Consider the following 12,893-nt stretch of genomic DNA (forward strand, 5'->3'; position numbering starts at 1 on the left):
AGATTCGCGCACACGCATATCCCGATTCCGCCCGATTCCGTTTGTGAGGCAGACGTGAGTTCCACTTCCACCGCATCCGGCACCCACCGCGACGGCTACGTGCCGTTTTCCGAGGCCGAAGCCGAGCAATATCGCGCCGGCGGATACTGGTCCGGGCGCACCCTGCCGGGCCTGCTGCGCGACACCGCCCAGCGGCATCCGGACCGGACCGCACTGATCGGCGAGCGCCCGCTCAGCTACGCCGAGCTCGACGCCGAAGCCGACCGGATGGCGCACGGCCTGCTCGCACTCGGCCTGACACCGGGCGACCGGGTGGTGGTGCAGCTGCCCAATGTCGCCGAATTCCTGACCGTGCTGTTCGGTGTGCTGCGTGCGGGCATCATCCCGGTGCTCACTCTGCCCGCGCACCGCCGCGCCGAGATCGAACATCTCGCCACCCTGTCCGGTGCCGTCGCGTACGTGATCGCCGACCAGGCAGGCGATTTCGACTATCGCGAACTGGCCGCCACCGTCCGCGCGAACGCGCCGAGCCTGCGGGATGTGCTGGTACTCGGCGATCCCGGCGAATTCACCGCGCTGGATTCGATTCCGGCGCTGGGTGATACGCGGGCGGCCAGCGGTGCGCGCCTGCCCGAGATCGACGCCTCCGACATCGCGCTGATGCTCGTCTCCGGTGGCACCACCGGTCTGCCGAAGCTGATCGCGCGCACGCACGACGATTACGTCTACAACGCCACCGCGAGCGCGCAGGTCTGCGAACTCACCGAAGACGACGTCTACCTGGCGACCCTGCCCGCCGCGCACAACTTCCCGCTGGCCTGCCCCGGCATCCTCGGCACCGTCAGCGTCGGCGGCGCGGTGGGGTTCGTCGCCGATCCGAGCCCCGAGAACGCCTTCGCGATCATCGACAAACATCGCGTGACGGTGACCGCGGTGGTCCCACCGCTGGCCCAGCTGTGGTGCGCGGCCGTGGAATGGGAGGAGCCCGATCTGAGTTCGCTGCGCCTGCTCCAGGTGGGCGGGGCGAAGCTGGCCGAGGTCAATGCCCGCGAGGTGGCGCCCGCGCTCGGCGTGAAGTTGCAGCAGGTGTTCGGCATGGCCGAGGGTCTGCTGAACTACACCCGCCTCGACGACGCCGATGAGCTGATCTGCACCACCCAGGGACGCCCGCTCTCGCCCGCCGATATCGTGCGCGTGGTCGACGCCGAGGGCAACGATGTGGCGCCCGGCGAGGAGGGTGAGCTGCTCACCAAGGGCCCCTACACGATTCGCGGCTACTACCGCGCACCCGAACACAATGCCCGCGCCTTCACCCCCGACGGCTTCTACCGCAGCGGCGACCTCGTGCGCAAGCTGCCCAGCGGACATCTGGTGGTCTCCGGCCGGATCAAGGACGTGATCAACCGCGGCGGCGAGAACATCTCCTGCGATGAACTCGAGGAGCATCTGCTGGCCCATCCGGCGGTCCGGCATGCCGCGGCCGTCGGCCTGCCCGATCCGAGCCTCGGCGAGAAGGTGTGCGCCGTGCTCGTGGTGAGTGGGCAGATGCCGTCCTTGGCGGAGATCAAGACCTTCCTCACCGAACGCGGCCTTGCCACCTACAAGCTGCCCGATGTGCTGCGCCAGGCCGAGAGCCTGCCGGTCACGGCGGTCGGCAAGATCGACAAGAAAGCCTTGCAGGCCCAGGGCTGAGCGCCCCTTCGCACAACGATGAAGGCCGTGCGGTTGTGGTCCACAACCGCACGGCCTTCGACGTATTCGATGCTGCTACGCCTTGACGACGTAGGGCGCGATGCTGCCGAGCTTCTCGCAGGTCTCCTCGAACTCCCGCTCGGGCCGCGACTGGCCGACCACACCCGCGCCGGCGCGCAGCCACGCGCCCTCGGTGGTCTGATACACCGCGCGCAGCACCAGCGTGGCCTCCAGCGCACCGGTGGGCGACACCGTCACCACCGCACCGGAATACAGCCCGCGCGGATCGTGATCGAGCCGGAACACCGAGTCGACCCCTGCCCGCTTGGGGATACCGGAGGCGGTCACCGACGGGAACAGCACCTCGAGCGCGTCCCAGCTGGAACGGTCCGCGGCCAGCCGTCCGCGCACGGTGGAGGCCAGATGCTGCACGCTGCCGCGTTCACGCACGGCCATGAAGTCCGAGACGGCGGGCGTTCCGGGATCGGCGACCGCGGCGATCTCGGCGAAGGAGGTCTGCACGGAGATCGCGTGCTCGACGATCTCCTTGGGGTCGGCCAGCAGGTCGGCGCGGGCGGCCAGGTCGATCTGATCGCCGAGGCCGAAGGCCCTGGTGCCGGCCAGCGGTTCGGTGGTGACGACCCGGTTCTCGTCAACGGAGGCGACCAGTTCGGGACTGAAACCGGCGGCCTCGAGCCCGCCCAGGCGCAGCAGGAACGACCGCGCCGGGGTGTTGTTGGCCCGGCCGAGCCGGTAGGTGGCCGGAACGTCGACGGCGAAGGGCAGATCGACCTTCCGCGACAGGATGACCTTCTGGTACTGCCCGGAGTTGATCTCGGCGATGGCCTCGGCCACCCGGCCCTGATAGCCGGTGGGGTCGACCCGGATGTCGACCGGATGCGGTACCGGCAGGTCGAGGCCCTGCGAGCCGGCGATCAGCTCGTAGATGACGTCGGTCTCGGCGTCCGTGGCACCGCTGATCCGCACACCGGCCTCGCCGACGACGACCTCGATCCGCGGAATCATCAGATGCACCAGCGAGGTTCGCGGGCTCAGATGTGCGGTCGCCCCCAGCGACCAGGCGCAGAACTCGAAGCCGATCCAGCCGTAGGCATTGCGACCCGCGAGCGGCAGCGTGCCGAGCGCACGGTCGACGACCGCGGCCGGACTGCCGTCCCACGCGCTGGCGGTGGTTTCGCCGTTCCAGCTGACCCGCAGCTCCTCCACGTCCAGCTCGACGCCGCCGATCGGGTCCGCGGCGAACACCCACTCCCCCGGGCGTTCATACATGACGTACTCGCCGAACCGTTCATCGGCCGCCAGCCGGGACATCGCTGCCGCCGGATCGGTCACATACTCAACGCGCGAGCGCTCGTCCGTGGTCGACAACGATCCTCCAAGGTAATGCTGACCTAACTTCGACAGGTAAGGTTAGCATTACCTCCTCCGATCGAGGCCGGGCCCGCGACCACAGCGGGGAACGAGACTCTCGCACCGGAGTTCCTGCGCGGATCCCGCTGGCGGGCTTGAATAGAAGGATCGTCGTTTCAGCGGAGGGACCACACATGATCGATCGCGGCGGCGCACCGGCCCGCAGCTCGGATGAGTCGGCCATCGGCTCGGTGGTCGCGCTGGTCGAGGCGAGCTCCCGGGTGGAACGCGAACTGATCGGCGCCTGGCTGGCCGACGGCGGCCTCGCCGCGGAACTGGGCACCGACGCACCCGTCACCCAGATCGATCTCGACGCGGGCGCCATCGCCGACCGCCTGACCGGCCGCACCGACGATCCGCTGGTGGTGCCGGTGCGGGTGCTGTGGCTGCCGCCTGAACGCGAGGGCGTGCGCCGCACCACCTTCGCCGATCTGGCCACGCTCACCAATCCGCGCAAACCGCACCGGCTGGCCCAGCGCAGGCTGGTGCGCCGCGAACCCGACCGCCATGTCGTGCTCACCGGCCGCCCGGCCCGGCTCAGCGAGCTGCGCGCCAACAACCCGGAGGCGGCCGCGCTCGATATCGCGGGCACCTCCGAACCGTTCGCCCGCGCGATCCTGCGTGCGGGTGTGCTCGCGTTGGAACGCGCCGAACGCACCGTCATCGGCGACCGGTACAAGGTGCCGCGGCTGGTCGCCGAGGAGATCCTCGATTCGCCCGACTTCCTGCGCCGCCTCGACCTCATCGCCGACCGGATCGGCGCCAGCAGGCACGAGGTGTACCGCAGGGCCGAAAAAGCACTGCGCGAGCTGGTCGCCGCGCAGAGCAGGCTGGTCTCGGATCTGTTCACCCAGGCCATGCGGCCGGTGCACGCCTCGACCTGGAAAGTCGACTGCGACGAATCCGGGCTCGACGCCCTGCGCGACCTCAACCGCCGCTACCCGCTGGTTTTCCTGCCCTCGCACCGCTCCTACGTCGACGCCTTCGTCCTCGGTGATGTGCTCGCCCGCAATGATTTCCCGCCCAACCACGTCATCGGCGGGGCCAACCTGCGGTTCTGGCCGATGGGACCGATCGCCCGGCGCACCGGCACGATCTTCATCCGGCGCAGTTTCGGCGACGACGAGGTCTACAAGGCCGTCGTCGAGGAATACTTCGGCTACCTGCTGGCCAAACGCTTCAACCTGGAGTGGTACTTCGAGGGCGGACGCACCCGCACCGGCAAACTGCGCCCACCGCGCTACGGCCTGCTCAATTACCTGGCCGCCGCGGTGCGCTGGAACCGCATCGACGACGTGATGCTGGTGCCGGTGTCGATCACCTACGAGCGGCTCAACGAACTCGGCGCCATCGCCAGCGAACAATCCGGCGGCAAGAAGAAACCCGAGGGCCTGGCCTGGCTGGCCAGATATGTGCGCAGCCAGCAACATTCGGCCGGCCACGTCTACGTGCGGTTCGGCGCGCCGCTGTCGGCGCGGGAACGGCTGGCCGCGCACGGTGATCCGCTCACCGCGCCACCGCTGTCTATACCGCTGCACCGCGCCGACGGAACCGCGCCCCCCATCATCGACGCCGGCGACGAGGTCGGCGAGCTGGAACGCAAAGCAGTGCAGCGGCTGGCGTTCGAGATAGCCGTCGGGATCAACGAGGTCACCCCGATCACCGTCAACGCGCTGGCCACCCTCGCCCTGCTCGGCGTGCACGAACGCGCGCTCACCCTGCGCGAAGTACGCGATCTGCTCGCGCCGGTGCTCGACTACATCGAGCGCCGCGATCTGCCGTGCGGTGAGCTCGCGGCGCTGCGCGAGGAGCAGAGCCTCGAAGTGGTGCTGGAACAGTTGTCGCTGGCCAAGGTGGTCACCGTGTATCGCGGCGGGCTCGAGCCGGTCTATTCGATCGAATCCGGCGCCTATCTGGAGGCGGCGTTCTATCGCAACAGCGCCGTGCACTGGTTCGTCAACCGGGCGATCGTGGAACTGTCCATCCTTGCGGCGGTCGACAAGGCCACCCAGGACCTCGACGACGGCGTGGACACCGACCCGCTGCGCACCGGCTGGGAAGAGGCCTTCCGGCTGCGTGACCTGCTCAAGTTCGAGTTCTTCTTCCCCGAACGCAACGAGTTCTCCGCGCAGCTGACCGCCGAGATGCTGCTCATCGATCCGGAGTGGAACCACCGCACCCGCGACACCCTGAGCGTGGAGATCCTGGCCCAGCTCACCGCGTCCGGCTTCATGATGGCCCACCGGGTGCTGCGCTCGTTCTTCGACGCCCAGCTGGTGGTGGCCGAGCGGTTGGCCGACCGCGGCGATGCGGCGATCGAGGACCGCAAACAGTTCATCGACGAATGCGTCGCGGTGGGTAAGCAGATGATGTTGCAGCAGCGGCTGCACAGCCCGGAATCGGTGTCGACCGAATTGTTCACCAGCGCACTCAAATTGGCGGCGAACTACGATCTTGTCGAGCCCGACGACGCCACCGGGCTGGCCGTCCGTCGTGCGGAATTCGCCGAACGGCTCCGCGTCATCGGTATCCGGATCGCGCGCGCCGCGGCACTCGATCCGTCCAATCTCCCGGTCTCGGAGCGATAGTGGGCAGCGAAGAAAGTTACGAGGCGCTGGAACTGGATGCCGCGCACTCCGATATCGAGTCGGTGGTGGAGGCGATCCGGGTGGGACCCCAGGGGCCGGGTGTCGCCGCGGTGTTCGAGCTGGGTGGGGTCGTGGTCGACGGATTCGACGCCGCGCCCACGCAACGCCGCCTGTTCCGTCGCGGGGACCGCGACGATCAGGTAACCGGATGGCTGCTCGACGGCGTTCGCGACCATCCGGACGAAGGTTCCTTCGGCCGTTTCCTGCACACCGCTACCCGCGTGCTCGCCGGACGCACCGACACCGAACTCGACGAGATCGGCACCCGGCTGTTCAAGAGCACCATCTACGGACACATCCATCCGGAGGCGTGGCGGTTGATCCGGGCGCACCGCGCGGCCGGGCACACGGTGGTACTGGTTTCCTCCGGACCCCGCTTCGTACTCGAACCGGTCGCCGCGGCGCTCGGCATCGAGCACACCCTCTGCACCGGAATGGCCACCGAGGACGGTGTGCTGACCGGATATCCCGACGGGCGGACGCTGTGGCGTTCGGGTAAGGCCGAGGCGATCCGCGAGTTCGCCGCGGCGTCCGGGATCGAGCTGCGCAACAGCTTCGCCTACCTCGCGAGTGGCACCGATCTGGCGACCCTGTCGGCTGTCGGGTTTCCGATCGCGGTGAACCCCGACGAAGGGCTGGCGGTCGCCTGCGCCGAGAAGGATTGGCCCGCGCTCACCTTTCGCGCACGCACGCCGGCGCGCCCGGCCGATATCGCTCGCACCATCGCCGGATTCGCCGCGCTGATCGTCGGCGCGATCACCGGCGTGCTGGTGAAGTCCTACACCCGCGACCGCAGGACGATGGCCGACGCCCTGATGAAGTTCGGCACCGGCGCCACCCTGCGCGCCACCGGTGTCCGATTGCGGGTCACCGGCGCGCACAATGCGCGTTCGCCGCGGCCCGCGGTGTTCGTCTTCAATCATCAGAGCCAATACGACGTGATCATCGTCCCGGCGGTGCTCGGCGGCGGGGTCACCGGCATCGGCAAGAAGGAGCTGACCAAGAATCCGGTGTTCGGGCCGCTGATGCGGTTCGTCGGCGTCACGTTCATCGACCGCGCCGACACCGCCCGCGCGAAAGCCTCACTGGAACCGGTGGTGCATACGCTGCGCGACGGGCTGTCCATCGCGGTGGCGCCGGAGGGCACCCGCTCCTTCACCCCCGAGGTCGGCCCGTTCAAGAAGGGCGCCTTCCATATCGCGATCCAGGCGGGAGTGCCGGTGATTCCGGTGGTCATCCGCAATGCGGGCGAAGTGTCCTGGCGCGATTCGATGGTGGTGCGGCCGGGGGTGGTGGATGTGGCGGTGCTGGATCCGATCGACGTCAGCGGGTGGGATCCGGCGAATATGCATGACGAGGTGGAGCGGGTGCGTCAGTTGTTCGTCGATACGTTGCTCGACTGGCCGGAGTAGGCCGGCAGCGAGGGAGCCGGGCCGGGCCTTGGCTTGGCGTCCAGGCACCCGGCTGCGAAAACGATCACGGCCCGCATCTTGGTGGGATGCGGGCCGTTCGCTGGGCTGGGAGCGCGGGTCAGACCGCGCGGCCGAAGAGCAGCTTCCACGGCATGAGCGCCGATTCCAGCTGCACCTTGAGGCTCATCTTGGAGGCGCCGAGGGTGCGTTCCTCGAAGCGGATGGGCACCTCGGCGATGGTGATGCCTTTCTTGACGGTGCGGTAGTTCATCTCGACCTGGAACGAGTAGCCGTTGCTGCGGATCGAGGCGACGTCGATGGCGCGCAGGGTGTCGGCCTTCCAGGCCTTGAAGCCCGCGGTGGCGTCCTTGACGCCGAGGCGCAGGATCAGGTTCACGTAGAAGTTCGCCCAGGCCGAGAGCGCCTTGCGGTACCACTTCCATTCCTCGGCGGTGGAGCCGCCGGGCACGTAGCGCGAACCGAGCACGACGCCGGCGTCGGTGCTGGTGAGTTTTTCCAGCATGGCCGGGATGACTTCGGCGGGGTGCGAGAGGTCGGCGTCCATCTGGATGACGACGTCGGCGCCTTCGTCGAGCGCGCGGGTGATGCCCGCGATGTAGGCGCGGCCCAGGCCGTCCTTCTCGGTGCGGTGCAGCACGCCCACGACGTTGGGGAGTTCGGCGGCGAGCTTGTCGGCGACCTCTCCGGTTCCGTCCGGTGAGTTGTCGTCCACGACGAGCACGTGCAGGTCGGCCACCGGTAGCGCGGTCAGCCGTTCCACCGCAACGGGCAGATTTTCGCGCTCGTTGTAGGTCGGCACAACAACGGTAACCCTCAAGGGTCGCCCTCCCTGCTCACCTGGTCGCGCCCGGGAACCCGTACGCAGGCCGCGAGCGATCGTCTGATTTCTCGTGAACGGTAGCTGATCCGCCTCCCCGCGAATTCAGCGCACCAGGCCCACACTCTGCCATCTCACCGCGCCTGACGCACATCCGGTGATCTTGCGAACACTGTCGTTCAACTTCCGTCACGCCACTGCCGGTCCCGCGCATCCTCGGCCGCATTGCGTTCCCGCACGATCTCCAACGCCCGCTCCGCCGTCGCCTGATCCGGAAACGGCCCGAGCCGATCCGCAAACCAACACCGTTTCCCCTGCTCGGCCCGCTTGTGCTTGAGGCAGTAGTACCAGGAATCAGCCATACCCCCAGCTTCCCACCGTGACGAGTGGCGAACACGGAATTCGCCGATCCAGCCTGTGTATCGACGACGCCCAGGACTCGACCAAGAATCGGACAACCGATACCCGATGGAACCGGGGCAGCATATGGCCAGGAGGAGAGCGGACAAGAGAGCCCGAGGGAACGAAATCCAAAGACGCAACCAACCACAGGGGGGTCCGGGGGGCGAAGCCCCTCCGGGCGGGGACGGGGGGGTTGCACCCCCTCAAATAAATAGACCCTCCGCCATAGCGAGCGCTTTTCGCGAGCATGACGGAGGGCGGAGGGTGGCCAGGGCCGGGATCGAACCGGCGACCTTCCGCTTTTCAGGCGGACGCTCGTACCAACTGAGCTACCTGGCCGCAGGCACCCGAACGGAATGCCATACGTGAAACGCCGGATTTCTCCGGCGTTTACTTGCGACCCTGACGGGACTCGAACCCGCGACCTCCGCCGTGACAGGGCGGCGCGCTAACCAACTGCGCCACAGGGCCTTGCACTACTACTTACGATCCGAAGATCGTACCCCCTACGGGATTCGAACCCGCGCTACCGCCTTGAAAGGGCGGCGTCCTAGGCCGCTAGACGAAGGGGGCTCGTCCCGGATTTCTCCGGACCGGCTTTACAACGGCTGTCCGTTGGGAGCTCGCATAGCTTATGACAAGGTTGCGAGGTTTCCCAAACCGGCTGGTCAGAGCGCCAAACCGAGCTCTTCCAGGCGGGCGCCCGCACGCCAGCCCTCGCGGCGGAATCGTTCCACCCATTCCGGGGTGGACATGGACTCGATCACCACTTCGAGTGCCTCCTGGAACCGGGAGCGCAGATCGACGCCGTTGCCGAACAGGTCGATGAAGTAGCGCTGGCCGGCCAGCGCGGCCGCAAGGGTGCGGGCGAAGCGGTCGGGGTCCGCGTCGGCGCGCAGCTGCCCCTGCTCGATGGCGCGCACGGCGAGTGCGCGGGTGGCCCGCGCGATGATGCGGCCACCGCCGTTGGGGACCTCGCGATAGAAGTCGGGCTCGATGATGAGCCGGAATTCGGCTTGCACGATGATGTCGTGTTCGAGCCGCAGGGCGATCTCGTCGAGCATGCCGTGCATGACGTCGAGCGGACCGAGATCAGTGCGGGCGAGCCAGCGATCGGCCGAGAACCGATATCGATCCAGTGCGGTGTCGAGGACCGCTCGGGCCAGGTCTTCCTTGGAATCGAAATGGAAGTACATGGCGCCCTTGGTGGCTCGCGATCCTTCCAGTATGCGGTTGAGCGATGCGGCGGCGTAGCCGCTCTTGCCGAACTCAACGGCGGCGGACCTGATTATCGCCGCACGTGTCCGGCGGGCCCGCTCTTGCTGCCGTGCCATCTTCGAAACGCCTCCGAAGCCTTATGGAGCCCAAGGGGTTCCACCCCGGCGGGCTCCTTCGCCGCCAAGGCGAGCCCGAATGGAAACAGGCCATTGGCGCGAATTTATGAGTTTTATCAACACTTACAACAGGGTTTTCGCCCCGGATACAGACTTTTGGTACGAAAACTAGGCGAGAAACCCGAAACACACCGACTGGTATAATTTTCCTGCCCGGGTGCGCCGCAGGGGGTGCGCATCCGGGCTTTGTCGTCGTCGCGCTTTCCGTCGTCCCCGATTTGCCTCCTGGCGGCGTCAACTCATGGGAAGCCCCGAATTCACCGATTCGCCACGGTACCCGGAATTGTCACCCGACACGCGGCAAACCGTAAGAGTGAGGTTGCCGGACCAGCCGATACCGGCCGCAGCTAACATCACGCAACAACTAGGATGGACCGGCGGATACCGAATCGGCAAGCGACACAGCGCCGTTGGAGAATTCGGTTACCGTGTTCCGTACCCGGAATCCACTACACCCGCCACCGCCGCAGACATCGACCGCCCAGCGTGCGCGGATATCCAAACTCCTTGGTATGCAACATGTTTGAATGATATCGCGCCTGTCCGACCGCAGCCAAGGCCACCCTTGCCCCGCCCGCAAGCCCCCATGACATCGGCCATCCCCGACGCCGCCGGATCCGGCCCGGCGACCGCCCCCGAACCACCCCGCCCGGCCGCGCGGACTCACCACCGGCCCCGGTTACGAGAAACCGCGCCTCCCTATTACACTGCCAACCGCGCCCCTATAGCTCAGTTGGTAGAGCTACGGACTTTTAATCCGCAGGTCCCAGGTTCGAGCCCTGGTGGGGGCACCGCACGGGCGCCCGGTTCAGCACCGGGCGCCCGAGGTGTTTCCGGCGGTGAATCCGTACCGCCGCACCCGGTTCCGCGCTGCTCGGCGGGCATGCCGAGGTCGCCGGCCGGGTCTGCGGCGACTTTCGGAGCCGGCTCCCGCGGGCCGTTGTCGCCTGGCCGGCACGGGGCAAGGACGTGGGTAGCCATGGGGCAGAAATGGGGCAAACTCGCCGAGGCGCGACGCCGGAGTCCCCGCGGACCGGACGACCCTCGGACGAGGCGGGCGCCGAGCGGACGAGGACACCGCCGCGGCGTCGGCGACCCCGCATCCCCGGTGCGCGCTGAGTGATACCGCACAAGATCACCTGGTCCGCTAACGCCGGGCGGGGCCGCGGCGATAGACCCCTCGCTGCGGGACGAAGTCCTACACTCGCTAGTAGTTGCCGAGCGCCAATGACGGCGTATGACGTCCATCACCCCGACAATTCCGTGGCTGGATGCGTTTCGCATCACACCTACGGTGCCGTAAGGTATGGCCGCATCGGCAACGGTCAAACCTGAGGGGGGCGACCCGCAAGACCGCATAGATGAAGGGCTGATACATGGCAAGGGATCTGACTCAACTCGAGCTGCTGACGGAGTTGGAGCCGGTTGCCGAAGAGAACGTCAACCGGCACCTGTCCCTGGCAAAGGAATGGCATCCGCACGACTACGTCCCGTGGGACGACGGCCGCAATTTCGCCGCACTCGGTGGGGTTGATTGGGATCCGGAACAGTCGAAGCTGAGCGAAGTCGCCAAGGCTGCGATGATCACCAACCTGCTCACCGAGGACAACCTGCCGTCGTACCACCGGGAGATCGCCGAGAACTTCTCCCAGGACGGCGCGTGGGGCACCTGGGTCGGACGCTGGACCGCCGAGGAAAATCGCCACGGCATCGTCATGCGCGATTACCTCGTGGTCACCCGCGGCGTCGACCCGGTCGCGCTCGAAGAGGCGCGCATGATCCACATGACCAACGGCTTCGCCTCCCCCGCCGAGGCCGACGCCGGCTTCCTGCACTCCGTCGCCTACGTGACCTTCCAGGAACTCGCCACCCGCGTGTCGCACCGCAACACCGGCAAGGTCTGCGACGACCCGATCGCCGACCGCATGTTGCAGCGCGTCGCCGCCGACGAGAACCTGCACATGATCTTCTACCGCAACATGTGCGGCGCGGCCCTCGACCTGGCACCCGACCAGACGCTCGAGGCCATCACGCTCATCCTGGAGAACTTCCAGATGCCCGGCGCCGGCATGCCCAACTTCCGCCGCAACGGCGTGCTCATGGCCAAGCACGGCATCTACGACCTGCGCCAGCACCTCGAGGATGTCGTGGAGCCGGTGCTGAAGAAGTGGAACATCTTCGATCGCACCGACTTCACCCCGCGCGGTGAGGCAGTCCGCGAACGCCTCGGCAACTTCCTGGAGAAGCTGGGCAAGGACGTGGTGAAGTTCGAGGAGCAGCGCGACCGGATGCTGGCCCGCGAGGCCGCCAAGCGCGAACGCGAGCTGGCGAGCTCCGCGGCGAGCTGATCCGCGAGCAGTCGCAAATACAACAGAGCGCCGCCGTCCGATCCGGACGGCGGCGCTCGTGTGTTCAGGCTGGCTGCTACTTCAGCGGCAGCGCACCGTCGACCCCACCCACATCGGTGATCTTCCAGTCGGAGTTCTCATCGAGGGTCACGCTGTAGCTGACGGTGGTCTGCGCACCCTCCGGGGTCTGGGCGTTGGTGGAGTTCACGTTGACGAACACGCTCACCTGGTAGATGCCGTTCTGCTCCGACATCACCTTCGCGGTGATCGGCGACGCGGTGGAGGTCCACTTCAGCGGCACCAGGATGCGCTCGAGCTTGGGCGCGGTGCTGTCGAATTTGGTCGCCAGCTGATCGGTGGTGCCCGCCTTGAGTTTGCCGACCCAGCCGTTGATGTCCTGGTAGTTCACCGTTGCCGCCCCGACTGCGTAGTCGGTCGCGACCTGTTCGGCGCGGGCCGCGGCCGCATCGCGGGCCTCGCGATCGGCGACGTCGCCGCGGGCGGACCACCACAGCGCGGCGAACACCACCGCGGCGACCGCGAGCGCGCCGATGACGGCGCCGCGGACGATGGTGGAGACCTGCACCGAAACGGTGCCCGGTCGGTTGGTCTCGGGTGTCGGCGCCGTCGGAGCCGAGGTGGGTTCCTTGTCGATGGTCGCGGTGGTGCCGCTTCCGGAGTGCTCGGTCATTGATCCTCTTTCGATCGCATACCGCATCGCGCAAACT

At 67.4% G+C, this 12,893-nt stretch carries 9 protein-coding genes and 4 tRNA genes; 5 read left to right on the plus strand and 8 right to left on the minus strand.

What is annotated here, in order from left to right:
* The first annotated feature begins 54 nt into the window (after positions 1-54).
* A complete protein-coding gene (locus FEK34_RS02490) occupies positions 55-1,692 on the plus strand; it encodes a (2,3-dihydroxybenzoyl)adenylate synthase (RefSeq protein WP_138446207.1) in 1,638 nt (545 codons plus the stop codon).
* A 75-nt stretch (positions 1,693-1,767) separates the two neighbouring features.
* Here FEK34_RS02490 and FEK34_RS02495 read toward each other — a convergent pair whose 3' ends face one another.
* Entirely contained in the window at positions 1,768-3,081 is a 1,314-nt protein-coding gene (locus tag FEK34_RS02495) for a salicylate synthase (protein ID WP_138446208.1), read from the minus strand.
* Positions 3,082-3,257: 176 nt separating this feature from the next.
* On the opposite strand from FEK34_RS02495, the gene FEK34_RS02500 reads away from it, so the two are divergent.
* Both FEK34_RS02500 and FEK34_RS02505 read left to right on the plus strand, forming a co-directional pair.
* On the plus strand, positions 3,258-5,711 hold the full coding sequence (locus FEK34_RS02500) for a glycerol-3-phosphate 1-O-acyltransferase (protein WP_138446209.1): 2,454 nt from the start codon (positions 3,258-3,260) through the stop codon (positions 5,709-5,711).
* Positions 5,711-7,183, plus strand: a complete 1,473-nt coding sequence (locus FEK34_RS02505) for an HAD-IB family hydrolase (protein WP_138446210.1) — start codon at positions 5,711-5,713, stop codon at positions 7,181-7,183. The genes FEK34_RS02500 and FEK34_RS02505 overlap by 1 nt, the downstream gene beginning before the upstream one ends.
* A 118-nt stretch (positions 7,184-7,301) precedes the next feature.
* Here the strand turns inward: FEK34_RS02505 and FEK34_RS02510 are convergent, their stop codons facing one another.
* The 6 genes from FEK34_RS02510 to FEK34_RS02535 all read right to left on the minus strand — a co-directional run bounded on the left by FEK34_RS02510 (position 7,302) and on the right by FEK34_RS02535 (position 9,757).
* A complete protein-coding gene (locus tag FEK34_RS02510; protein ID WP_218582357.1) occupies positions 7,302-8,021 on the minus strand; it encodes a polyprenol monophosphomannose synthase in 720 nt (239 codons plus the stop codon).
* A 179-nt stretch (positions 8,022-8,200) separates the two neighbouring features.
* Positions 8,201-8,383 (minus strand): hypothetical protein, encoded by a 183-nt coding sequence (locus FEK34_RS02515; RefSeq protein WP_138446211.1) that lies wholly within the window; start codon positions 8,381-8,383, stop codon positions 8,201-8,203.
* A 305-nt stretch (positions 8,384-8,688) separates the two neighbouring features.
* Positions 8,689-8,762: transfer RNA gene (locus FEK34_RS02520), tRNA-Phe, on the minus strand.
* Between the two features lie 58 nt (positions 8,763-8,820).
* A tRNA-Asp gene (locus tag FEK34_RS02525) sits at positions 8,821-8,894 on the minus strand.
* A gap of 29 nt (positions 8,895-8,923) precedes the next feature.
* Positions 8,924-8,996: transfer RNA gene (locus tag FEK34_RS02530), tRNA-Glu, on the minus strand.
* A 95-nt stretch (positions 8,997-9,091) separates the two neighbouring features.
* On the minus strand, positions 9,092-9,757 hold the full coding sequence (locus FEK34_RS02535; protein WP_048832707.1) for a TetR/AcrR family transcriptional regulator: 666 nt from the start codon (positions 9,755-9,757) through the stop codon (positions 9,092-9,094).
* 778 nt (positions 9,758-10,535) lie between these two features.
* Between FEK34_RS02535 and FEK34_RS02540 the strand changes: the two genes are divergently transcribed.
* Positions 10,536-10,608 (plus strand) — tRNA-Lys (locus FEK34_RS02540).
* 585 nt (positions 10,609-11,193) lie between these two features.
* Entirely contained in the window at positions 11,194-12,165 is a 972-nt protein-coding gene (locus FEK34_RS02545) for an acyl-ACP desaturase (protein WP_014348908.1), read from the plus strand.
* A 76-nt stretch (positions 12,166-12,241) separates the two neighbouring features.
* On the opposite strand, the gene FEK34_RS02550 is transcribed toward FEK34_RS02545, so the two are convergent.
* On the minus strand, positions 12,242-12,856 hold the full coding sequence (locus FEK34_RS02550) for a hypothetical protein (RefSeq protein ID WP_138446212.1): 615 nt from the start codon (positions 12,854-12,856) through the stop codon (positions 12,242-12,244).
* Positions 12,857-12,893: the final 37 nt, after the last annotated feature.

The sequence above is a fragment of the Nocardia cyriacigeorgica genome (assembly GCF_005863245.1).
Classification (GTDB): Bacteria; Actinomycetota; Actinomycetes; order Mycobacteriales; family Mycobacteriaceae; genus Nocardia; species Nocardia cyriacigeorgica_C.

Coding starts and splice junctions, on each gene's coding strand:
- FEK34_RS02500 (WP_138446209.1), top strand. CDS start 3,258: ATGATCGATCGCGGCGGCGCACCGGCCCGCAGCTCGGATGAGTCGGCC.
- FEK34_RS02515 (WP_138446211.1), bottom strand. CDS start 8,383: ATGGCTGATTCCTGGTACTACTGCCTCAAGCACAAGCGGGCCGAGCAG.
- FEK34_RS02535 (WP_048832707.1), bottom strand. CDS start 9,757: ATGGCACGGCAGCAAGAGCGGGCCCGCCGGACACGTGCGGCGATAATC.
- FEK34_RS02545 (WP_014348908.1), top strand. CDS start 11,194: ATGGCAAGGGATCTGACTCAACTCGAGCTGCTGACGGAGTTGGAGCCG.
- FEK34_RS02550 (WP_138446212.1), bottom strand. CDS start 12,856: ATGACCGAGCACTCCGGAAGCGGCACCACCGCGACCATCGACAAGGAA.